This is a genomic window from Nitrospirota bacterium (genome assembly GCA_040755395.1).
Classification (GTDB): domain Bacteria; phylum Nitrospirota; class Nitrospiria; order Nitrospirales; family Nitrospiraceae; genus DATLZU01.
The window spans coordinates 152,112-173,568 of sequence record JBFMAX010000006.1; the positions used below are offsets into that span (position 1 = coordinate 152,112).

21 protein-coding genes and 1 other RNA gene are annotated in these 21,457 nt (G+C 62.7%); 1 reads left to right on the forward strand and 21 read right to left on the reverse strand.

From position 1 onward, the window contains the following. Positions 1-17: 17 nt before the first annotated feature. From ssrA to smpB, 16 genes are all read right to left on the reverse strand, one after another. Positions 18-368, reverse strand: a transfer-messenger RNA (tmRNA) gene (ssrA, locus tag AB1555_11530). Positions 369-510: 142 nt separating this feature from the next. Then, positions 511-1,485: a DedA family protein/thiosulfate sulfurtransferase GlpE gene (locus AB1555_11535; GenBank protein MEW6247322.1), complete on the reverse strand. Its 975-nt coding sequence runs from the start codon at positions 1,483-1,485 to the stop codon at positions 511-513. A gap of 15 nt (positions 1,486-1,500) precedes the next feature. Beyond that, positions 1,501-1,887: a rhodanese-like domain-containing protein gene (locus AB1555_11540; protein MEW6247323.1), complete on the reverse strand. Its 387-nt coding sequence runs from the start codon at positions 1,885-1,887 to the stop codon at positions 1,501-1,503. Between the two features lie 98 nt (positions 1,888-1,985). Then, the gene (locus AB1555_11545; protein ID MEW6247324.1) at positions 1,986-2,390 is read right to left on the reverse strand and encodes a VOC family protein; all 405 of its coding nucleotides are present in this window, start codon (positions 2,388-2,390) and stop codon (positions 1,986-1,988) included. 9 nt (positions 2,391-2,399) lie between these two features. Beyond that, complete coding sequence (locus AB1555_11550) at positions 2,400-3,302, reverse strand: MBL fold metallo-hydrolase (GenBank protein ID MEW6247325.1); 903 nt, start codon at positions 3,300-3,302, stop codon at positions 2,400-2,402. Between the two features lie 11 nt (positions 3,303-3,313). Then, on the reverse strand, positions 3,314-3,760 hold the full coding sequence (locus tag AB1555_11555; GenBank protein MEW6247326.1) for a VOC family protein: 447 nt from the start codon (positions 3,758-3,760) through the stop codon (positions 3,314-3,316). Between the two features lie 84 nt (positions 3,761-3,844). After that, positions 3,845-4,501: a DsbA family oxidoreductase gene (locus tag AB1555_11560; GenBank protein MEW6247327.1), complete on the reverse strand. Its 657-nt coding sequence runs from the start codon at positions 4,499-4,501 to the stop codon at positions 3,845-3,847. A gap of 25 nt (positions 4,502-4,526) precedes the next feature. Then, entirely contained in the window at positions 4,527-5,264 is a 738-nt protein-coding gene (locus AB1555_11565; GenBank protein ID MEW6247328.1) for a pirin family protein, read from the reverse strand. 26 nt (positions 5,265-5,290) lie between these two features. Beyond that, a complete protein-coding gene (locus AB1555_11570) occupies positions 5,291-6,343 on the reverse strand; it encodes a trypsin-like peptidase domain-containing protein (GenBank protein ID MEW6247329.1) in 1,053 nt (350 codons plus the stop codon). Between the two features lie 25 nt (positions 6,344-6,368). Beyond that, positions 6,369-7,229, reverse strand: a complete 861-nt coding sequence (locus AB1555_11575) for an NmrA family NAD(P)-binding protein (GenBank protein ID MEW6247330.1) — start codon at positions 7,227-7,229, stop codon at positions 6,369-6,371. A gap of 29 nt (positions 7,230-7,258) precedes the next feature. After that, on the reverse strand, positions 7,259-7,708 hold the full coding sequence (locus AB1555_11580) for a DoxX family protein (protein ID MEW6247331.1): 450 nt from the start codon (positions 7,706-7,708) through the stop codon (positions 7,259-7,261). Positions 7,709-7,949: 241 nt separating this feature from the next. Beyond that, positions 7,950-9,092 carry an ABC transporter permease gene (locus tag AB1555_11585; protein MEW6247332.1) on the reverse strand — a complete coding sequence of 381 codons (1,143 nt, stop codon included), beginning with the start codon at positions 9,090-9,092 and terminating at the stop codon, positions 7,950-7,952. After that, a complete protein-coding gene (locus AB1555_11590; protein ID MEW6247333.1) occupies positions 9,089-10,030 on the reverse strand; it encodes an ABC transporter ATP-binding protein in 942 nt (313 codons plus the stop codon). Before AB1555_11590 ends, AB1555_11585 begins: the two co-directional genes overlap by 4 nt. Before the next feature lie 3 nt (positions 10,031-10,033). Beyond that, positions 10,034-11,020 carry an HlyD family efflux transporter periplasmic adaptor subunit gene (locus AB1555_11595; protein ID MEW6247334.1) on the reverse strand — a complete coding sequence of 329 codons (987 nt, stop codon included), beginning with the start codon at positions 11,018-11,020 and terminating at the stop codon, positions 10,034-10,036. Continuing rightward, entirely contained in the window at positions 11,017-11,643 is a 627-nt protein-coding gene (locus AB1555_11600) for a TetR/AcrR family transcriptional regulator (protein ID MEW6247335.1), read from the reverse strand. Before AB1555_11600 ends, AB1555_11595 begins: the two co-directional genes overlap by 4 nt. A 144-nt stretch (positions 11,644-11,787) precedes the next feature. Continuing rightward, positions 11,788-12,270, reverse strand: a complete 483-nt coding sequence (smpB, locus tag AB1555_11605) for an SsrA-binding protein SmpB (protein ID MEW6247336.1) — start codon at positions 12,268-12,270, stop codon at positions 11,788-11,790. 151 nt (positions 12,271-12,421) lie between these two features. Here smpB and AB1555_11610 point away from each other — a divergent pair, with 151 nt between their 5' ends. Next, the gene (locus AB1555_11610; protein MEW6247337.1) at positions 12,422-12,922 is read left to right on the forward strand and encodes a DUF721 domain-containing protein; all 501 of its coding nucleotides are present in this window, start codon (positions 12,422-12,424) and stop codon (positions 12,920-12,922) included. Here AB1555_11610 and AB1555_11615 read toward each other — a convergent pair. The 5 genes from AB1555_11615 to dnaA all read right to left on the reverse strand — a co-directional run bounded on the left by AB1555_11615 (position 12,873) and on the right by dnaA (position 21,302). After that, positions 12,873-13,448, reverse strand: a complete 576-nt coding sequence (locus AB1555_11615) for a hypothetical protein (GenBank protein MEW6247338.1) — start codon at positions 13,446-13,448, stop codon at positions 12,873-12,875. The genes AB1555_11610 and AB1555_11615 overlap by 50 nt on opposite strands. A gap of 172 nt (positions 13,449-13,620) precedes the next feature. Further along, positions 13,621-16,095, reverse strand: a complete 2,475-nt coding sequence (gene gyrA / locus AB1555_11620; GenBank protein MEW6247339.1) for a DNA gyrase subunit A — start codon at positions 16,093-16,095, stop codon at positions 13,621-13,623. Between the two features lie 92 nt (positions 16,096-16,187). Next, entirely contained in the window at positions 16,188-18,689 is a 2,502-nt protein-coding gene (gyrB, locus tag AB1555_11625; GenBank protein ID MEW6247340.1) for a DNA topoisomerase (ATP-hydrolyzing) subunit B, read from the reverse strand. Positions 18,690-18,807: 118 nt separating this feature from the next. Next, the gene (gene dnaN, locus AB1555_11630; protein ID MEW6247341.1) at positions 18,808-19,935 is read right to left on the reverse strand and encodes a DNA polymerase III subunit beta; all 1,128 of its coding nucleotides are present in this window, start codon (positions 19,933-19,935) and stop codon (positions 18,808-18,810) included. A gap of 23 nt (positions 19,936-19,958) precedes the next feature. Continuing rightward, positions 19,959-21,302 (reverse strand): chromosomal replication initiator protein DnaA, encoded by a 1,344-nt coding sequence (gene dnaA, locus AB1555_11635; protein ID MEW6247342.1) that lies wholly within the window; start codon positions 21,300-21,302, stop codon positions 19,959-19,961. Positions 21,303-21,457: the final 155 nt, after the last annotated feature.

Genomic DNA, 21,457 nt, shown 5'->3' on the forward strand with positions numbered 1-21,457 from the left:
TACGCGCAAGCGAGGTTTGGTGGAGGTGCCGGGAATTGAACCCGGGTCCGAAGATCTTCAGCGCACCGGTTCTACATGTGTAGCCGATCGTTTTGGTTTCGCCGCCGCCCACGCCCATCGGCTGGCTTAGAACGGCCGCTAGCCCAGTATTGTCTCGTCCTCAGCCGCTGAGCACCGGCTTTGGACCAGCCTGCTGCATCGCGCCCCTTCCACCCCCGCAGGCCTCAGGTGGAGGGACGTCGCGGTCACTTAAGCCGCGAGTGCCAGTTCGTGATTGGCAGTTGCTTGTTTCCCGGAGGTTTTACGAGTCCCCGAGAGCTCGACATGCCCCGATGGCCTCACTATCCCCGTCGAAACCTTTCACCCCCTCCTTGTAAGACGTTACGCGTGAAACGTTTTTCGTGAAGCGCAGGGCTTCGGATCACAAACCCCTTCGCCAAGTTCCGGATATCAGCACGCGATACGCTTCACGAGATAGGTCAGCCCTACGGGATTATGATACCGCACAGATCAAGGGGATACCAGTCCGACCCGATCCGGCTCGGGCTGACGCACGGTCGCCTCCAGCGGAAACGCACGCTCGCGCCAGGCGTCGATGCCGCCGGCCAGCGGGCGGACTTTGGTGATGCCCTTGCGCCGGAGCATCAGCGCCATCTTGGCCGCGGTGGCCTCGTTGGGGCAGGCGCAGAACAGAATCACGTCCCGGTGTCGCGGGATCTCATGGTGCCGCTGTTCCAATTCCTCCGCCGTCATGCGGAGGGCGCCTGGAATGGTGTAGGGGTCGACTTCGTGATCCAGCGCGCCCCGCAGATCCACCACCAACACCTCCTGGCCGTTGTCCATCAGATCTTTCAGCTCGTCCGCGGTGATACGGGCGATCCGCAATTCGCGCAGCAGCCAGTGCCGATGAGCGAACTTGTAGGCGACGTACGCTACCAGGCCGAGGCCGAGCGCCACCAGCAGGAACGTGCCCACGCGGGCCTCGTGAGAGGCGATCGCTTCAAGTTGGCTGCTGAACACATACCCCGGCAACATAAAGGCCAGCGTCCACAGCACCGCCCCCAGGCCGTTATAGAGCAGGAACCGCTTGTGTCCGATCCTGAACAGCCCGGCCAACGCCGGGGCGAGCGTGCTCAGGCCGGGGATGAACTTCGCCAGGATCAACGCGCGGATGCCGTGGCGCGTGAAGAAATTCTCGGTCCGCCGCACGCAGGAGTCCGGTTCCAACGCAATGCGGCAGAGAAGATTGAGCGCCTGCCGGCCCCGGTGGCGGCCCAACTCGTACCAGATCACGTCGCCGGCCAGGCAGGCCGCGACGGAGAGCAGAACAGCGAAGGCGAGATTCATCTTCCCGGCGCCGGCCAGGGCGCCCGCCGCCAACAGCACAGGGATTGCCGGCAGCGGCAAGCCGATCTGCTCGGCGAAGACCACCGCGAACAAGACGATCCACCCGTACTCGACCAGAAACGCGCTGACTTCATCCATTGCGGTCACTCACCCTCATTTCTCGATGTCGAACCCGTTCTCCTTCCACCAGCGCCAGCCGCCCTCCAGCTCCATCACCGGATAGCCCTTGTTTGCAAATTCGACCGCCGCCGTCGCGGCCAGGTGGCAGACGTGGGAATAGCAATAGAGCACGTTGATCTTATCCTTGCGCAGGACCGCTTTGAGCTGCTTGCCGTCCCCCCATCGGTCTTTGGGCAGATTTGTCGCGCCGGGGATGCGGCCCTCGGCATAATCCTCCGAGGCCCGCACATCCACGATGTTCACCGGTTGCCCCTGTTGGACCCACCGTTCCAGTTCGACGGGGCCGGTGGTGAACGCCAGTTTGTCCGCAAAATATTTCTTCGCCTTGGCCGCGCTGGGAATTTTGAGCTTGGTCGCCATATGTGTTCCTCCTTCTTCCCGCCTATCGCCCATTCCATGGCCCTCTCTTTTCTCCTCTCTCCTTTCTGAAGGGGAGAGACAGGGTGAGGGGATTCCCTCTACAACCGGATACCGGCCTTCTGTACTTCCTGATAGGGCAGCAGCCACACCAGCGACTCATCGTGCAGGTCCACGACCTGAATGCGGTTGCCCCAGGGGTCGCGGAAGTCGCAGCGGAAGCCGGGTACCAGCTTGAGCTTGTATTTCCTGGTGAGCTTTCTCCGTATTTCTTTGATCTGCCGGTCGTCGCGGACCATGAGGCCGAAGTGTTTCACGCGATCGGGCTGGAGCTGTTTGACTTCGAAGATGGCCATGAACTGGTGTTCGCCCAGTTTGCACCAGGCCGCGCCTTCGCCGCCGCGGAGCATCTTCAACCCGAACACGTCCGCGTAGAACTTCACGGCTTTCTTCGCGTCCGTGACTTCGATCGCGACATGATTGCAGCCGTACACGTGAACCGCCATGGGTCCTTCCTACTTGTTCTCCTCCCCGTCGAGGGAGAGGAGCGGGGTGGGGATGCGGCGCTCCACCAATCGCTTCAGGTGGACGGCCATTTCGACGGCTGAGAGGCGGAGACGGTCGCCGTGGCCCGGCAACACCCACTCGAAGCGATAGGAGAGCAGCTTGGCGAGCGATCCTAACAGGCGTTGCCGGTCCCACACCAGCCGTTCCGGCGCGCCCAGTCCCTTGCTGTCCCGATCCCACCACAGATGGTCGCCGGAAAACAGGAAACGGTCGTCATAGAGCAGCGCCATGCTGCCTTCAGTGTGGCCCGGTACCGGAATGATCCGAAACTGCGCCGACACCTCGACCGCCTCGTCTTCCTCTACGATCCATTCCGCCCCCGGCGCCGCGTGGGCGTCGGCGCGATGGATGATACGGATCGCACCGAACTCCTTCGCGTACCGGGCTGAATCCGCCACATCGTCCTCGTGCGTGAGGAAGATGTACCGAATGCCGCCCATGTTTCCGAAGGCCTGCACGAGCCGCTTCAGATAGCGCGGTGAATCGATGAGCCAGTTGCCGGCCGGATGGCGGATGACATAACTGTTCCCGCCGAACGACTTCTCCGAGTTGAACCCGCAGTAATAGACGCCGCCCTCCAGATGAAGCGGGAAGCTCGTCATCGCCGCCTGCAGGTGCGCCTTGTCGCTCCGTTCCGTCCCGATCGAGCACACCGGACAGGCGAGCAGGGCCTGGTAGGCTTGGCGGTGCTCCGTCTCTCCTTCCGGCTGATGCGTGACCGCTGAGAACTCGCCCACCTCTTGGAAGCTCTTCGGGGCCAGCTGCCGGCAGGTGTCGCAATTGATGCAGGTCGCATCGACGAAGAAGTTGCCGGCCACGTTGGTTTCCAGGCGTTTCTTGATATCAGCCATGACGGCGGCCTTCACAGACGGAGCGGCTTGATCGGCGAGACCACCGCCGCAGGGTTCTGTTTCCAGATCGACTCGTCGGCGTCTACGTACAGCTCGACCTCGTTCCCGTCCGGATCGCGGAGGTAAAGACTCTGGCTGACCGTGTGGTCGCTCATGCCCTCTATCGGAACGCCGGCACGCTCCAGCTCGCGCTTGGCTGTCCGCAGCTCTTCCAGACTATCCCCCACTTTGATGCCGATGTGATAGAGCCCCAACCGCCGCCCGCGCGGCGGCGCCGGCGCGTCGCCGACTTCGATCAACAGCAGCTCATGGTGCGTCCGGCCCGACGTGAGGGCCGCGGCCTTGCCCTCGAAGATCCGGCCGACTTCCTTGAACCCCAGGAGATCGCGATAGAACGCCAGCGACCGTTCCAAGTCTTTCACATAAAAGACGACGTGGCCGAGATAGTGCGCTCGCATGTGCGTCTTCCGTCTTCGTGAAGATGAACCGGTGTGCTGTCCGTCGTGACGAAACTCAGGACTGGCATGAACATGCGGGTCCTGTCACCGACCAGTCCGTACCGTCGCCTGCACCATGGCCAACTCAAATGCGGAGACGAGTCTCCGCGGATCCTGCGCGCCCGAGAGGGCGTACCTCCGATTGACGATGAAGTGCGGGACGGCGTTGATCCCCGCCTTCTTGGCGTTGGCCTCCTCTTCCCGCACCGCCGCCGCGCCGTCCTCGCCGTTCAGCAACCGCTCGATCCGGTCGGCCGGCAGGCCCGCCTTGCCGGCGATCTCGATCAGCGTCTCGCGACGACTCAGATCGGCGCCTTCGGTAAAATAGCCGCGAAATAGCCCTTCGACGACCGCGTCCTGTAGGCCTTCAGGCTGCGCCAGCCAGATCAGCCGGTGCGCGTCGAACGTATCGGGGGTCCGGCGGATCTTGTCGAACGCAAAGTCGAGGCCCTCTTCCGATCCCGCCGCCGCAACGCGCGCTTCCAGTTGCCGGACCGCCGCAACGCTGCCGAACTTCGCCTCGAGATACTGGAGGCGGTCCATCCCCTCCGGAGGCATGCCGGGATTCAGTTCGAACGGGCGCCAGGTGACCCGATACTCGTACCGGCCGTCGAGGGATTGAAGCGCCCGCTCCAGCCGCCGCTTCCCGACGTAGCACCAAGGACAGACCACATCCGAAACGACGTCGATCTCGAGGATCATCGCCGACACCTTCCGTTCTTCTGGTTCAGTTCATTTCCCAGATCAGCACCTCCGCACCGGCCGTTCCATCGGCCGTCAGCCGTCGCGACCCGGCCGCGGTCAGCCGGACCGCATCGCCGGTCTCGAGCGCCCCGGCGCCCTCCAACGTCGCGCCGCCCTTCGCCACATACAGGTGGACGAACTTGGCGTCGGGTACGGTCACCGTTTCGTTCGGCCTCAAGCGGCCGCCCCACAGCACGGCGCCTTTCTGCCGGATCGAGATGGCGGCGTTGTGGCCGCGGCCCGAGGCGATCGGCACCAGCCCGCCGCGGTTCAGCTCGTTCGTGATATCGAGCTGTTCGTAGCCGGGCGTGATGCGTTCCGTATCGGGCAGGACCCACATCTGGACCAGGTGCAGGTCTGTATCCTGCCGGGGATTCATCTCCGAATGCCAGATGCCCGTCCCGGCGCTCATGCGCTGCGCGAGCCCCGGATAGATGATCCCCTTGTTGCCGACCGAATCCTTGTGCTCCACCTCGCCGTCCAGCACCCAGGTGACGATCTCCATGTCCCGGTGCGGGTGCGTCCGAAATCCCGTGCCGGCCTTGATCACGTCGTCGTTGCTCACCAGCAACAGGCCGTGATGGGTGTTCAGCGGGTCGTAGTGGTCCGCGAAGCTGAAGCTGTGATACGAATCCAGCCAGCCGATTTGGGTATGGAACCGTTCGCGGCCTCGCCGGATGTCGATCGTCGAAGCCCTGTCCGCCGTCCGCATCGTCTCCATGATCGCGTCTCCTTCCCTCCGGGGTTTCACGCCGGCGCCCGGACCGGCGATTCCTCCGCCATGATTTCCAGCGTCTGTTTGACGCCGCGCCGGATGATCGTGAGCGGCATGGGCAGGCCGACCCGTTCTTCCACCAGAAGCCGGTGCAGATCGTCGATGCTCTCGACCGTCTGGTCCCCGTAGCCCACAATCACATCGCCCTCCTGGACGCCGGCCCGGTCGGCTGGACTAGGCCGTTCCACCGAGACGACCAGGATGCCGCTCTCCGCGCGCCATCCATACAACAAGACCAGCCGCCGCGGGAGGTCCACGTTCTGGCCGGCGATCCCCAGATATCCGCGCCGCACCTTGCCCTCCTTGATCAGGCGACCTGCGATGAACTTGGCCGTATTGATGCCGATCGCGAAGCAGAGGCCCTGTGCCGGCCGGATGATCGCGGTATTCACTCCGATGACTTCCCCGCGCGACGTCACCAGCGGCCCGCCCGAGTTCCCCGGATTCAGCGCCGCATCGGTCTGGATCACGTTGTCGATCAACCGACCCGAGGTGGATCGCAGCGACCGCCCCAGCGCGCTGACGACGCCGGCGGTCACCGTGCACTGGAACCCGTAGGGGTTGCCGACCGCGATCGCCAGTTGACCCACACGGACACGCTCCGAGTCGCCGAGCATCGCCGGCTCCAGGTTCGGCGCGTCGATCCTGACGACCGCCAAGTCCGTATCCGGATCATCGCCGATGAGGCGGGCCTCGTAGCGCCGGCCGTCCGACAACGTCGCCTCGATCCGATCCGCGCCGTGCACCACATGGCTGTTCGTCAACGCGAACCCGTCCGGCGTGAAGATGAAGCCGGATCCGCCGCCGTGCGCTTCCCTCGGGGACCAGGCATCCCTTGAGGCGCGGCCTTTCACGCGGTGAACCACCTCGATATTCACCACCGATGGGCTGACCGTCTCGGCGGCATGGATGACCGCGCGCGAATACGCGTCGAGCAATTCCTCGTCGGAGGCGGACGCCGGGATCGGTCCGCCGGTCGAGGCCGCCGTGTCGCCGTTCGTGGCTCTGTAAAGACCCTGTGCCATGGGATCATTCCCTGTCTTCCGTGCGTCAGAGGAATTCGGCGAGCGCTTCGGCCAGCGTGACACGCCCGCGCACATGCGTCGCGCCCTCCCGCTCCAAATCGATCCGTTCCTGTTCAAAGCCTTCATACATCTCCTCGAACAGGCGCGCAGCGTCATCGCTGAATCCGAAAGACTTGAGCGTCGGCACGACCGCGCTGAGCGGCTCGTGCCGAACGCTGATCGCCCGCTCGAGAATCGTTCCCAGCGCCGCCGCGACGTCGTTGGGGCTGTAGTTCTCGGGACCGGACAGCTCCAGCACCTTGCGCCCCCGGCCTCCCGCCATGAGCTGCTCCGCCGCGAGGCGTCCGATGTCGCGCGTCGAGATCATCGGGATCTTGCGATCGGGCGCGATGAACGACGGAAGCGTCCCCTCGGTCTTGGCTTGACCCAGCACCGGCGCCCAGTTTTCGAAGAACGAGGGCGGGCGCAGGATTGTCAGGTTTTTCGCCGCGGCGCCGAGTTGCTGCTCGCCATAACGGAGCACGCGGATCGGCCCGGTGCCTTCGGGCAAGTGCGCGCCGATCGAGGAGAGGAACACGACATGATCGATCCCGCTCGTTTTCACCGCCTGCGCCAACGCATCGACGACCTGTTTGCGGTCATCGAGATAAGCCTGCGCCTGATAGTTGGGCGGTATCAACAGATAGGCGCCCGTGGCTCCCTCAAAGACCTCGGCCATCGCCGGCGTGTCCTCCAGCGACGCGACGGCCACTTGAGCCCCTTTGGCCTTCCAGGCCGCTCCCTTGTCCGGCGTCCGCACGATGACGTTGACCGGCTGTCTGTGCGCCAACAGCGTGTCCGCCACCACTGCGCCCGTGTGTCCTGTGGCTCCCGCCACGACAAACATGATCCGCCTCCTTTCTGACCGCGACCGTTTTACTTGGCGATCCTCTCGGCAATCTGCTGATCCATCGACCAGCGCCCCGCGCCGGTGATGATCAGCGCGATCGCGATTCCGATCACCAGCAGATGATATTCATACCCTTCGCCCTGTTGCTTGCCGAACCAGTTCATAAAGAACCCGTGCGGCCAGTGGACGAGCGAGACCGCCCCGAGCATGATGACGCCGATGCTCGCCGCGCTGAACCGCGTCAGAAAACCCGCGAGCAGGCCCAGGCTTCCGAAGAACTCGCCCATGATGATCAGGAAGGCGACGATCCACGGAAGGTGCATGGTCTCCGTGAAAAACTTTATGGTGCCGCTGAAGCCGAAGCCCCCGTACCAGCCCAGCAGCTTCTGCGCGCCGTGCGGAAACATCACCAGTCCCAACGTCACGCGCAGGACTAACCCGGTCCAACTGTCATCGGTCTCAAAGAATGCCTTCATGGTTTGTCCTCCTGCATACCAACCGTTGGAGGTAGCTTGCATGCGGTGGGTCTAGATACCCCCTTTGAAGTGCGTCGCCGCCTATCGCCATCCAGCGTCTGCCCGCACGCTCGGCTATTGGTTTGTATCAAAATAATTCTAATTAGAACAATAGTCAAGGGGGCATTTCGCCCCCAATTTGCCCAAACCCCGGCTCGAATTCCATCATGGCCTCCTGAATTATCAACCACATGCGAGCGCTCTAATCCAGCGTCTGCCGGTAGCGTGTCACGCCGATGGCGAGGGCGACGACGGCAAATAGCGCGATCTGCCAAAGCTGAAAGGCCACGTCTTCCAGGCCGTTGCCTTTGAGCAGGATGCCGCGGACGATTCGCAGGAAATGGGTCAGCGGAAAGAGTTCGCCGATCGCCTGAGCCCAGGACGGCATGCCGCGGAAGGGAAACATAAATCCGGAAAGGAGCAACGACGGCAGGAAGAAGAAGAACGACATCTGCACCGCCTGGAGTTGGTTCTTGGCCAAGGTGGAAAAGGTGATGCCCATCGCCAGGTTGGCCGCGATGAACGCCAGGGCGACTACGAGCAAGAGACCGAGGCTCCCGATCATGGGCACGTCGAACAGAACGCGGGCAGCGATGAGGATCAACCCCACCTGGATATAGCCGACGAGAATGTACGGAACGATCTTGCCGATCAGCACTTCCAGCGGTCTGGTTGGCATGGAGAGCAGATTTTCCATGGTGCCTCGCTCACGTTCTCGCGTGATGGCCAGCGCGGTGATCATCACCATGGTCATCGTGAGGACGACGCCCATCAGGCCCGGCACGATATTGTATTGCGTGATGGCTTCGGGGTTGTACCGCGCGTGGATGCGCACATCCACCGGGCCGTCGGCGCCGGCGAGAAAGGCGAGGGGACCTTTGAGGTCGTTCTGTAGCGCAGTGTCCAGCAAGGTGCGCAAGGAACCGAGGGCGTTACTGGTGGCGGCGGGGTCGGTCGCGTCCGCTTCGACGAGAATGGCGGGTCTGTCGCCGCGAAGGAGATCGCGGGTGAAATTCTCCGGAATGTTGATGACGAACTGGACTTCGCCGCGCGCCAGCACGGCGTGCCCTTCGGATTCGGTCTTGACCTGACGGACGAAGTCGAAGTACCCGCTGTTCTGTATCGCGTACAGGACCGTGCGGCCCTGCGGACCATGGTCGGCCAGGAGCACGGCGGTCGGCAAGCGCTTCGGATCCGAATTGATGGCAAAGCCAAAGAGGGTCAGTTGGATCAGCGGGATGCCGATCATCATGCCGAACGTGAGGCGGTCCCGGCGCATCTGGATGAATTCCTTGACGACCATCGCCCAAAACCGCGCCGGTGAGAATGCGCGCCGTGCCTTCATGACGGAACATTCTCCTGTGACCTGTCCATTAGATGAATGAACACGTCTTCGAGCCCCGATTCGATCCGGCGCCATTCATAGGGTTCCACGCGAAACGGTGCGATGGCTCGCTCAAGCGCGACGGCGTCGTCTCCGCTCACGTGCAGCCTGTTGCCGAACGCCACGGCCTGCCGCACACCGGAGCGGCCGCGGAGCTGCTCGGCGAGCGCCAGCACATTCGGGCCGCTGACCGACCACGTCGTCAGGCGTGCCTGCGCGATCACCTCGGCCACCGTGCCGTAGGCCAGCAATGTGCCGTAGGAGATGTAGGCGAGCCGATGGCAGCGTTCGGCTTCATCCATGTAGTGCGTGGTGATCAGGAACGTCAGCCCTTGTCCGGCCAACTGGTGAATTTCCTCCCAGAATTCCCGGCGCGCTTTGGGGTCGACCCCCGCCGTGGGCTCATCGAGCAGCAGTAATTTCGGCCGGTGAATGAGGCACGCCGCCAAGGCCAAGCGTTGTTTCCAGCCGCCTGACAGCTCGCCGGCAAGTTGCTTCCGCCGTCCCGCGAGCCCAAGTCGCTCCAGGCTGTCGCCCACGGCTTCACGACGATTCTTGACGGCATACATACGCGCGACAAAGTCGAGATTCTCGGCGATGCTCAAGTCCTCATAGAAACTGAACCGCTGAGTCATGTAGCCGACTTCGCGTTTGATCGCTTCACTCTCGGTAATCACATCGTAGCCGAGGCACGTGCCGCCGCCCGCATCAGCCCGGAGCAGTCCACAGAGCATGCGGATGAAGGTCGTCTTGCCGCTGCCGTTCGGGCCGAGGAACCCGCAGATTTCGCCTGTGCGGACTTGGAGGCTGATGTGGTTGACGGCTGTCAGGTTGCCGAACCGCTTGGTCATGCCTTGCACGTCGATCGCGAGATTATTTGCGGCGACGCCGTGAGCCATGGATCAGGACCCGAATTGCACATCCACCGGTTGGCCTGGATGCAGGTTGACCGCGATCTTGGGGTCGAAGATCGCTTCGACCATGAAGACCAGTTTCTCGCGGCTCTCCTGGCTGTAGATGACCGGCGGCGTGTATTCCGCCTTCGGTGAAATGAAACCGACTTTCCCGATGAACGGCTCGCGCACGCCGTCCACGGTGACGCGCACGGTGTCTCCCGGATGAATCGTGCCGATCTGTGCCTGTGGCACGAACGCGCGCACCTTGATGTTCTCCGGGGGCAGGAGTACGACCACCGGCCGCCCCGCAGGCACCCATTCGCCCTGGCGATAAAGGGTGTCGAACACCAGCCCCGCTTGCGGCGCCGCCTGGCGCTTTTGCGAGAGGTCCCACTCCGCCTTGGCCAACGCCGCTTCCCGTGCCCGCACCTCGGCCTCCGCCGCTGCGATCTGATCGCTGCGTGAGCCGAGCTGCGCGGTTTTCAACTCGGCCTCGAGTTGCGACACTCGCTGGCGATTCTGGTCCCTCGCGGAACGCGCTCGATCAAACTCCAGCTCCGCGGTCGCCCCGGGGACACGCATCAACTCTTGCTGTCGCGCAAACTCGCTCTCTGAAAGCGTCAATGCCGCCCATGCTTGCTTGAGTTGCGCTTTGATGGATTCGATTTCCGAGGGACGCTTGCCTTTTTTCGCATCCTCCAAATTGGCGCGGGCCTGGGCCAGTCTCCGTTCCGCCTCGTCCCGAGCGGCCTTTTCCGCCGTGCTGTCCACCGCGAACAACGGATCGCCCGCCTTCACCTGCGAGCCCCGCTGCACATGCAGTGATTCCAGCGCGCCCGCCAGCGGCGAAGCCACGTACACGAACTCTCCTTCGACGTATCCCTGCACTCGATCAGGATCCGAGCGGCTGCAACTCGACAACAGGCACAGCACTGCCAGCGCGCCGCCGACGCGAAACAGCAGGCTTCGATGCGCCGCGTCCAAGCCGGTCATCTCTTTGCCCTTCCGGTCTCGGCGATCATGCCCTCAAGGATCACCGCGATGATGGCGGAAAACGCGGTCTTCGGCGTGAGACCGAGTTCCACCATCTTTTTTGGATTCATGATGGCCTGCACGGCGCCGAGCAGAATCTCGATAACTACCTTGGCCGGAATGTCCTTGCGGATGATCCCCGTTCTGCGCCCTTCCTCGAAGAGCTTGCCGAAATGCCGCTGAATATGATCCCGTCGCCGGCTCTCCACCAGCTTGAACAGTTCCGGCTCCCGCCGCATGTCGCGCACAAACGCCGGTTGAATCTCGTCCGTGTGGCGCTGCACACACGCGAGCAGTCGATGCAGCGCGCCAAGCACATCGGACGCGGACTCGGATGTAATTGCTTCGAAGTCCGTCTCGATGCTGCGGAATTTGTCCAGGAGCACGGCCTCCAGAAGAGCGGTTTTGCTCGGGAAACAGGCGTAGAGCGTTTTCTTGCTCATCCCGAGTTCTTCTGCGAGGTCATCCATGGTGACGCTGCGGAACCCGTGGGCAAAAAAGTGGTGACGGGCCGCGGTGACAATCCGCTGGACGGCGGGATGTTCGTTCGAGAGCCTTTGCGGCCGTGCCTTGCCGGGACGCATGATGATCCTTAGGAAACGTTTATAGTATTTCTAGTTTCCTCACGTCAAGGGCTTCTCTCAACACATGTGTGAATCGCGGAAGGCAATGAATAGAGATGGTGAAGAAATACCGGAGGGCGATTCGGTGTCCGTGGCGTTGAAGGCTTACTGCTTGCGGCGCGCACCCTTCATCGCTCGCTCCACCTCGCGCCCGGCCGCGCGTTCCTTAATGGCTTCGCGACGGTCGTACTGTTTCTTGCCTTTGGCGAGCGCCAGCTCGACTTTGGCGTGGCCGCGCCGGGTGAAGTAGATGCGGAGGGGGACCAGCGTCAGGCCCTTCTGCTGCGTCCGGCCGATCAGCTTGTTGATCTCCTTGCGGTGGAGGAGCAGCTTCCTGGGCCGCAGCGGGTCGTGGTTCATGATGTTGCCGTGGCTGTAGGGACTGATGTGGCAGTGGTGGAGGAAGACCTCGCCGTCGTCCACGCTGGCGTAGCTGTCCTGCAGATTGGCCCGCCCTTCGCGCAGCGATTTGACTTCCGTGCCCCTGAGGACGATCCCGGCTTCGAACTTTTCCTCGATGAAATAGTCGTGGAACGCTTTCCGATTGGTCACCACGACCTTTTCGCTCGTGTCTTTGTCCTTGACCATGACGCGCCACTATAGCACCCGCAGCGGCGCTCAGCCATCAGTCCCAGCATCGGCCGACGCGCGAGACGGGCGAGAAAGGCGCGAACCCGGGAACACCACTTTCTTGCCTGTCGCGCTAGTCTCGCGTGCGCGACGCTGCTAGAATGCCTCCATGCCTGCGGCCGGTTCCTTCGACTCCCTCGAATCCATCCTCGGCGGCATGGCCCGCCGTTTGGGCCTGGACGCGAAGCTCGCTGAATTCCGGCTTCGCCGGCGATGGGGGGAGATCGTCGGCCTGCAGATCGCGGCGCACACAAGACCGGACCACATTCGCTTCAAGAAACTCTATCTGCTCGTCCGCGACTCCGTGTGGCTCCACCAACTGACGTTCCTCAAGCCGGATCTGCTGGCCAGGATCAACGCCGAAGCCGGCGGCGAAGCGGTCACCGACATCGTCCTGCGCATCGGCGACTTCGGTCCGGAAGATGAAGAGCTTCGACGTTCGACGCCGGATCCCGAACCTCGACCCTCGACCCTGGAACCTCGAACCGCTCTTGAACACGAAGCGGCGGCGCATGCCGAGGCGGTGAAGGACCCGGAGTTGCGGGCTCGATTGGCGGCCGTTATGGCCCAGGCGCTGTCTCTCCCCGGGAAACCTCGGCCCCTGCGGTGATCGACCCCTTGAACAGCTCCCGCGCGTACGCCGCCGTGCCGAGCGTGTCCTTGCCGCGCAGAAGAGGACCGATGCGCCCCTCCTCTTCGTTGTCCTCGAGCCGATAGAATCCCCGCACCGCTTTTTCGAATCCCTCGCTCACGGCCCGATCCTCGCCGGTCAGGTACTTGTGGAGAATGTCGGGGTCCGTCCAGGCGTCATGGGTAAAGATATAGATGTTGATGCGGCGATAGCGACCTTGGGGATCGCCGGGCGTGGTGGGACGGATCTTCATCGGACCGAAGTTGCGGGTCTCCCGGCCCACCTTTCTAAACCGCTCGATCAACGTCTCGATTTCGGTGTCGCTGGTCCACGGCGGGACATGCACGGCGACCGCCGTGCCTTCCTGTGACCCGATGCTGTACGGCGGGATAGACCGGTCCGGACGGCTGAGGAACATCCCGCCCCAGATCAACGCGAACGACCCGACGAACACGCCGAGCGCCAGTTTGACGACGGTGTCTAATTTTTGTATCCGCGCGAGCATGTACGATGGTGCGACTGCGGTAAGCACTGGCGGGCGGATAATAGACGCGTCTCGTGAGCCTTCAGCGGTCAGCTATCAGCAGTCAGCCCTGTCGGCGACAAGGGAAAGCCATGTCCGGAATGGAGGAGGGTCAGATGACTCAAAACTCTTGCTGAACGCTGACGGCTCTGCTTCACCCGTCGTTCCCGTTATCCGGGGCCGCGTCCTCGCGCTCGCCGCTCTCCGCCAACCGGGCCACCGCGACCACCCGGTCGTCCTCGCCTTCGAGCTCGATGATCCGGACGCCCTGCGTGTTGCGCCCGATCTCCCGGATGTCGTCCACGCGGCAGCGCAGAATCTTGCCTTTGGCCGCCATCAGCATGATTTCGTCGCCGTCGCGGACTTGGAGGAAGCCGACCGCAAGCCCGTTGCGCTCCGTCGTCTTAACGCTGATGATCCCCTTCCCGCCGCGTCCCTGGACGCGGTATTCCGTGACCGGCGTCCGCTTGCCGTAACCGCCTTCGGTCACGGTCAAGATGGACGTGGTGGAGTCGGGGGTGATGGTTTCCATCCCGATGACTTCATCGCCCTCTTCGAGGGTAATGCCGCGCACGCCGTGGGCGGTCCGGCCCATCGACCGCACGTCGTCCTCCTTGAACCGGATGGTAATGCCCTGTTTCGTGCCCAACAGGATTTCCCGCTGGCCGTCGGTGATCTCCACGCCGATGAGCTTGTCGCCTTCGTCGAGCGAGAGCGCGATGATGCCGCCCTGGCGCGGATTGCTGAAGGCGGAGAGCTCGGTCTTTTTGATGACGCCCTGCCTCGTCGCCATGACGACGTATCGGTCCTCGCGGAATTCTTTGACCGGCACCGTGGCGGTGACTTTCTCGTCCGACTTCAGCGCGAGCAGGTTAATGAGCGCCTTGCCCTTGGCGGCCCGGCCCGCCTCCGGGATCTCGTGGACTTTGAGCCAATACACCTTGCCGGCGTCGGTGAAGAACAGGAGAGAGTCGTGCGTGGAGGCGGTGAACAGCGTCTCGACGAAGTCCTCCTCCTTGATACCCATGCCGATCTTGCCCTTGCCGCCGCGCCGCTGGGCCCGGTAGAGCGACACCGGGTTCCGCTTGATGTAGCCGGCGTGGGAAATGGTGACGACGACTTCCTCCTCGGCGATGAGGTCTTCGATGTTGATCTCCGCTTCTTCCTTGACGATCTGCGTCCGCCGCTCGTCCTTGTAGGCTTCCCGGATCTCGACCAGCTCGTCCTTGATGATCTTTCGCACCAGCGCCTCGCTGCCCAGCACGGAGCGGAGATACTCGATCTGCTTAAGGACTTCTCGGTACTCCTCGACGAGCTTGTTGCGCTCCAACTGCGTCAGGCGCTGCAGGCGCATGTCGAGGATCGCGTTGGCCTGGATCTCGGTCAGGTTGAACCGCCGCATCAGACCGCCCCTCGCCTCGTCCGGCGATTGGGCGCGGCGGATCAGCGCGATCACCGCGTCGAGGTTGTCGAGCGCGATTTTGAGCCCCTCGAGAACATGGGCGCGCTCTTCCGCCTTCCGCAACTCGAAGGACGTGCGGCGCACGACGACTTCGCGGCGGTGCTCGACGAACGCGGACAGGATCTGCTTGAGATTCAGGACCTCGGGCCGGTTGTTGACCAGGGCCAACATGATGACCCCGAAGGTCGTCTGGAGCTGGGTGTGCTTGTAGAGGTTGTTCAGCACGACCAGCGGAATTTCGCCGCGCTTCAGCTCGATGACGATCCGCACGCCGTCCCGATCCGACTCGTCGCGCAGGTCCGCGATGCCTTCGATCCGCCTGTCCTGGACAAGTTCGGCGATTTTCTCGATCAGGCTCGCCTTGTTGACCTGATACGGAATCTCGGTGACGATCAGCCGCTCGCGGTCGGTCCGCTCGTCGCTTTCGATGTTGACCTTCGCGCGCAGGGTCAGCAGGCCCCGCCCCGTCTCGTAGGCCTTCTTGATGCCTTCCGTGCCGTAGATGAAGCCGGCCGTCGGGAAGTCCGGGCCGGGGATCTTCTTCATCAGTTGCGCGACCGTCACGTCCGGGTTCTCCAGCAGCAGCAGCAGGCCGTCGATGACTTCGGCCAGGTTGTGCGTGGGGATGTTCGTCGCGTAGCCGACCGCGATGCCGCCCGCGCCGTTGACGAGCAGATTGGGCACCTTGGCGGGCAGGACGACCGGCTCGACCCTCGATTCGTCGTAGTTGGGCACAAAATCGACGGTCTCCTTATCGATGTCGGCCAGCATTTCCTCGGCGAGCTTCGTCAGCCTCGCCTCGGTATACCGCATGGCGGCGGGCGGATCGCCGTCCATCGAGCCGTAGTTGCCCTGGCCGTCCACGAGCGGGTAGCGCATGTTGAAGTCCTGCGCCATCCGCACCAGCGTGTCGTAGATCGCGGCGTCCCCGTGGGGATGGTAGTTCCCCATGATCTCGCCGACGATCTTGGCCGACTTGCGATAGGCCCGGTTGTGGGCCAGGCCCATCTCGTTCATGCCGTAGAGGATGCGGCGGTGGACCGGCTTGAGGCCGTCGCGCACGTCCGGCAGCGCGCGTCCCACGATCACGCTCATCGCGTAATCGAGATAGGACGAGCGCATCTCGTCTTCGATCGCGATCTGGCCTAGTCGTTCGTCGGGAGGCATGTCTTTCCTTTGTCGTTAACCGTTAAACGTGAAACGTTAACCGCGAATTCCAAACCGGTATTTCTCTACGGTTCACGATTCACGAATAACGTTTATACATCCAAGTTGCGCACTTCGAGCGCGTGCTCTTGGATGAAATTCCGCCGCGGTTCGACTTCGTCGCCCATCAGAATCGTGAAGATTTCGTCCACGCCGGTGATGTCCTCCAGCTTCACCTGGAGCAGCGTGCGCGTCTCCGGGTTCATGGTCGTCTCCCAGAGCTGTTCGGGATTCATCTCGCCCAACCCCTTGTAGCGTTGGATGGTCAACCCCTGTTTCCCGTGTTCCAGGATCGCCTGAACCAACTGCGACGTGTCGGGGTGCTGCGTCTCGGCTCCCTTGGCCTTGAGCTTGTACGGGGCCCGGCCGAGCCCGATCGCGGAGGGCGCGAGTTTCTGCAGCTCGCGGAAGTCGGCCGAGCCGACCAGTTCGTGCGTCACATCCAGGCTGTGCACCATCCCGTTGGTCTGAATCCGGGTGATGACCTTGTTGGACTGGTGTTCTTCGTCCTCGACGATGTCGATCGTGGGCGCGGCTTTGGGATAGGCGAGCGCGAGCGTCTTCTTGACGCTCGCCACGACCTTCTTGAGCGCCGCCTGGTTCTTCAACAGATCGCGATCCAGTCCGGGTTCGTCCACGAACGCGCGGAGAATATTCGCCTCGTGGTGCTTCTTGTTCAAGCGGCCGAGCAGGCTTTCGAACGCGATCAGCTTTTTCAAAATCGGCAGCAGCCGGCGGCCGGTGACAAAGGCCTGGGAGCTGTCCATGTATAGTTCGACATCCTCGATGGCCAGGTCGGCCAGATACTCGTTCAACGCCGCCTCGTCCTTCAGATAGCGTTCGGTCTTGCCTTTCTTCACCTTGAACAGCGGCGGCTGCGCGATGTAGATGTAGCCGCGCTCGATCAATTCCGGCATCTGGCGGAAAAAGAAGGTGAGGAGCAGGGTGCGGATGTGGCTGCCGTCCACGTCCGCGTCGGTCATCAGGATGATCTTGTGGTATCGGGCTTTCGCGATGTCGAAGGCTTCCTTGTCGTCCTTCCCTTTCTCGCTCTCTGCGTCTTCGCGCTTGCGGCCGATGCCGGTGCCCAGCGCCATGATCAAGGTGCGGATCTCGTCACTCGAGAGCATCTTGTCGAATCGGGCTTTCTCGACGTTGAGGATCTTGCCTTTCAGCGGCAGGATGGCCTGGAACTTGCGGTCGCGTCCCTGCTTGGCCGAGCCGCCGGCCGAGTCGCCCTCGACGATGAACAGTTCGCTCTGCGCCGGGTCCTTCTCCGCGCAGTCAGCCAGCTTGCCGGGCAGCGAGCCTCCGTCGAGCGCACTCTTGCGGCGGATCAACTCTTTCGCTTTGCGGGCCGCCTCGCGCGCCCGGGCCGCGTCGATCGCCTTGCCGACGATCTTGCGGGCGATCGTCGGGTTTTCCTCGAAATACGTCCCCAACGCCTCGTTGACTGCCGCCTCCACGATGCCCTTCACCTCGCTGTTGCCGAGCTTCGCCTTGGTCTGGCCTTCGAACTGCGGGTTCCGCAACTTCACGCTGACGACGGCCGTCAACCCTTCGCGCACATCGTCGCCCGTGAGCGATTCGACTTCCTTTTTCAGCAGGTCGTGCGCGCCGGCGTAGTTGTTGATGGTGCGGGTCAGCGCCGCTTTGAATCCGACCAGGTGGGTGCCGCCTTCGCGGGTGTTGATGTTGTTCGCGAACGAGAACAGGTTTTCCGCATACCCGTCGTTGAACTGGAGCGCCACTTCCAGGATCATGTCGGGCTTCTCGACATTGATGTAGATGGGCTTGTGCAGCGGCGTCTTGGCTTCGTTGAGGTGCTCGACGAAGGAGACGATCCCGCCCTTGTACCGGAAGGTCTGCTCCTTGACCGGCTCCTTCCGCTCGTCCTTGAGCGTGATCGCGAGCCCTTTGTTGAGGAAGGCCAGCTCGCGCAGCCGCTGGGCCAGCACGTCGAAGCTGAAGTCGGTCGTTTCGAAGATCTGGGGGTCCGGCTTGAAGGTGACCATGGTGCCGCGCCGTTTCGTCTTGCCGGTGACTTTCAACGGCGCCGTCGGCTTGCCGCGCTCGTAGCGCTGCTCGAAGACCTGACTGTCCTGCCAGATTTCGAGCTCCAGCCACTCGGAGAGGGCGTTGACCACGGAGATGCCGACGCCGTGCAGGCCGCCGGATACGGTGTAGGCCCCCTGTTCGAACTTGCCCCCCGCATGGAGCATCGTCAGCGCGACTTCCGCCGCCGACTTCTTCTGCGTCGGATGCATGCCGGTCGGAATGCCGCGCCCGTTGTCCACGACGGTCACGCTGCCGTCGATGTGGATCGTGACGTCGATCGTCTCGCCGAACCCGGCCATGTGCTCGTCGACGCTGTTGTCGACGACCTCATAGACCAGGTGATGCAACCCGTCGGGCCCCGTGCTGCCGATATACATCGCGGGCCGCTTGCGGACGGCGTCGAGGCCTTCCAGGACCTTGATCTGGTCGGCGCTGTAACTGTCCGGCTTGCCCTGGCGCGGCTTCTCGGCGGTCTCGTCTGACTCTTTCGTCGCCATCCGTCTCCCGTCTTCAAAAAAGCGTCATCGGTCTATCGTCATTCGTCAACCGCAGGACGCCGGTTCCCGGGACCCGCCCCGCAAACGGTTGACGCTTGACCATTGACCGTTGACGCACTCAAATCTTAACCGGCATCACCACGCACTTGAATCCCGGCGTCTCCGGCTCCTGGATCAGACAGGGGCTGAGCGGCGTCTCCATCTGGAGGGTGACGGTTTCCCCGTCCATCACGCCGAAGACATCCAGCAGATAGCGCGCGTTGAATCCGGTGGTCAGCGGCTCGCCCTCGTAGCGGGCGGCCAACTCTTCGGTCGCTTCGCCGTAATCCGGATTGCTCGAAAACAGCGTCATCCTCCCCGGCGCAAAGGACAGCCTCACCGCGTTGGCTTTGTCGCGCGACAGGACGGAGACCCGGCGCAGCGCGCTTTCCAACTCGCCGCGATTCACGGCGATGCGCCTGTTGCTCTCCTTGGGGACGACCTGCTGATAGTTGGGGTAGTTGCCCTCCATCAACCGTGACGTCAGGAGCAGCCCGCTCTTCCGAAAGATCATCAGATTCTTGGTGAACCCGATCAACGGCTCTTCGTCGCCGCCTTCTTCCAGCAGACGGCGTATCTCCTGGGCGGCCTTTTTGGGGATGATGGCCTTGATTTCTTTCGGCGCGTCTTTGCTGCCGGGCTTGCCGACTTCCTGCTCGGCCACGGCCAGCCGATGTCCGTCCGTCCCGACCAGCCGGAGCACGGTCTTCTTGTCGGTCGCGGCCAGCGTGACCAGCAAGCCGTTCAAGATGTAACGCGCGTCGTTGTCTCCGGCGGCAAACAACGTCTTGCGGATCAACTCCAGGAAGCCCGCGCCGGCCAGCGGCGTCAACCCTTCGCGCTCGATCACCGGCAGGGCCGGATAGTCGCCGCTCGGCAGTCCCACGATCTTGAACTGGCTCTTGCCGGCCTGGATCGTCGTCCAGTTATTGTCGGCGGAGGTCATTTCGACGTCGCCTTCCGGCAACTCCTTGATAATCTCGTAGAGTTTACGCGCCGAGAGCGTGACGCCTCCGGGCTCCAGCACGGTCGCTTTGTACAGGCCCCGCATCCCGATCTCCAGGTCGGTGGCGACGATCTCCGTCCCTTCGTGCTTGGCTTCCAGGAGAATATTGGACAGGATGGGCATGGTGTTGCGCTTCTCCACCACCCCCTGCACGCGCTGTAAGCCGATCAGCAGTTCATCACGCCCGATCCGAACTTTCATACCCGCTCCCTCCGACTCGAGCTTTACCCCCGCAGGATCTGCTCTTTCAGACTTTCCAATGTGGTGTTGAGCGCGCTGTCGGCCTCCCGCGCCTTGGCGATCTGCTTGCATGCGTGGATGATCGTCGTGTGGTCTTTGCCGCCGAAGTGGCGGCCGATCTCCGGGAACGAAGCGTCCGTCAATTCCCGGCAGAGGTACATCGCGATCTGTCTCGGATGCACGAGCGTCTTACTGCGTCGCCGCGACTTGAGATCGCTGATCTTGACGTGGAACCGGGCGCTCACGGCTTCCTGTATGTCGTCCAGCACGATGATCTTCTTCTTGTCGCCGATCAGGTCCCGCAGGACGTTCTTCGCCATCTCCAGCGTAATGGCCTGCCCCGTCAGCGACGAGTACGCGCCCAGCCGGACCAGCGAGCCTTCCAGTTCGCGGATGTTGTTCTTCATCGTGGTGGCCAGGAAGTGGATGACGTCTTCCGGCAGGACGATGCCCTCGTCTTCGGACTTCTTGCGCAGAATGGCGATCCGCGTCTCCACGTCCGGCGGCTGCAGATCCGCGATCAGCCCCCACTCGAACCGGGACCGGAGCCTCTCTTCGATGTCCGGCATGTCCTTCGGGAACCGGTCGCTCGACAGCACGATCTGTTTCCTCGCCTCGTAGAGCGCATTGAAGGTGTGGAAGAACTCCTCCTGCGTGCGCTCTTTCCCGGCCAGGAACTGAATATCGTCGATCATCAACATGTCGATGTTCCGATATCGCTTCCGGAGGTCGATCATCTTGTCGTACCGGATCGAGTTGATGACCTCATTAGTGAACTGCTCCGTCGTCACATAGGCGATCCGGAGGTCCGTGTGGTCCGCGACGTGATTCCCGATCGCGTTCAAGAGATGGGTTTTCCCGAGCCCCACGCCTCCGTAGATAAAGAGCGGGTTGTACGCCTTCGCGGGCTGCTCGGCCACGGCCATACAGGCGGCATGGGCGAACTGATTTCCTGCGCCGACGACGAAGCTGGTAAACGTGTACTTGGGATTCAATTGAATCCCCCGCCTGGGCCGAGCGGCCGTCTGCGATCGCCCGCTGCCGGGCGACGCTGTTCCCTCCTCCGCCCGAGCCTCCGCCTTTCTGTCCACCACAAACGCGACATCCATGGTCCCTCCTCCGTTCGCTCGGGACAGCCCTTCCGTCAAGAGATCGCGGTAATGCTGAGTCAGCCAGTCCGCGAAGAACCGGTTCGGCACAGCGATCTTCGCGCCAGAGTCGTCGATACCCTGCAGACGAATCGGCGCGAACCATGTATCGAAAACCTGCTTCGGAACCTTTTCCGAAACAAAAGCCAACACCCGATCCCAAATGGCCTGGACACTCATCTCAGCGACCTCTAACCTATACACAGCCTTATTCACACCTGTGGATAACACGGAAATGTCTCGGTGGTTCCCATAGACGGTCGGCGCATTCCAGGCCATCTACCCGTCCCCGTCCACCCGTTCCCCGCCCATTCCAGACACCCTTTCCACGAGGT

Coding starts and splice junctions, on each gene's coding strand:
- AB1555_11535 (MEW6247322.1), bottom strand. CDS start 1,485: ATGGATGAAGTCAGCGCGTTTCTGGTCGAGTACGGGTGGATCGTCTTG.
- AB1555_11540 (MEW6247323.1), bottom strand. CDS start 1,887: ATGGCGACCAAGCTCAAAATTCCCAGCGCGGCCAAGGCGAAGAAATAT.
- AB1555_11545 (MEW6247324.1), bottom strand. CDS start 2,390: ATGGCGGTTCACGTGTACGGCTGCAATCATGTCGCGATCGAAGTCACG.
- AB1555_11550 (MEW6247325.1), bottom strand. CDS start 3,302: ATGGCTGATATCAAGAAACGCCTGGAAACCAACGTGGCCGGCAACTTC.
- AB1555_11555 (MEW6247326.1), bottom strand. CDS start 3,760: ATGCGAGCGCACTATCTCGGCCACGTCGTCTTTTATGTGAAAGACTTG.
- AB1555_11560 (MEW6247327.1), bottom strand. CDS start 4,501: ATGATCCTCGAGATCGACGTCGTTTCGGATGTGGTCTGTCCTTGGTGC.
- AB1555_11565 (MEW6247328.1), bottom strand. CDS start 5,264: ATGGAGACGATGCGGACGGCGGACAGGGCTTCGACGATCGACATCCGG.
- AB1555_11570 (MEW6247329.1), bottom strand. CDS start 6,343: ATGGCACAGGGTCTTTACAGAGCCACGAACGGCGACACGGCGGCCTCG.
- AB1555_11575 (MEW6247330.1), bottom strand. CDS start 7,229: ATGTTTGTCGTGGCGGGAGCCACAGGACACACGGGCGCAGTGGTGGCG.
- AB1555_11580 (MEW6247331.1), bottom strand. CDS start 7,708: ATGAAGGCATTCTTTGAGACCGATGACAGTTGGACCGGGTTAGTCCTG.
- AB1555_11585 (MEW6247332.1), bottom strand. CDS start 9,092: ATGAAGGCACGGCGCGCATTCTCACCGGCGCGGTTTTGGGCGATGGTC.
- AB1555_11590 (MEW6247333.1), bottom strand. CDS start 10,030: ATGGCTCACGGCGTCGCCGCAAATAATCTCGCGATCGACGTGCAAGGC.
- AB1555_11595 (MEW6247334.1), bottom strand. CDS start 11,020: ATGACCGGCTTGGACGCGGCGCATCGAAGCCTGCTGTTTCGCGTCGGC.
- AB1555_11600 (MEW6247335.1), bottom strand. CDS start 11,643: ATGCGTCCCGGCAAGGCACGGCCGCAAAGGCTCTCGAACGAACATCCC.
- smpB (MEW6247336.1), bottom strand. CDS start 12,270: ATGGTCAAGGACAAAGACACGAGCGAAAAGGTCGTGGTGACCAATCGG.
- AB1555_11610 (MEW6247337.1), top strand. CDS start 12,422: ATGCCTGCGGCCGGTTCCTTCGACTCCCTCGAATCCATCCTCGGCGGC.
- AB1555_11615 (MEW6247338.1), bottom strand. CDS start 13,448: ATGCTCGCGCGGATACAAAAATTAGACACCGTCGTCAAACTGGCGCTC.
- gyrA (MEW6247339.1), bottom strand. CDS start 16,095: ATGCCTCCCGACGAACGACTAGGCCAGATCGCGATCGAAGACGAGATG.
- gyrB (MEW6247340.1), bottom strand. CDS start 18,689: ATGGCGACGAAAGAGTCAGACGAGACCGCCGAGAAGCCGCGCCAGGGC.
- dnaN (MEW6247341.1), bottom strand. CDS start 19,935: ATGAAAGTTCGGATCGGGCGTGATGAACTGCTGATCGGCTTACAGCGC.
- dnaA (MEW6247342.1), bottom strand. CDS start 21,302: ATGAGTGTCCAGGCCATTTGGGATCGGGTGTTGGCTTTTGTTTCGGAA.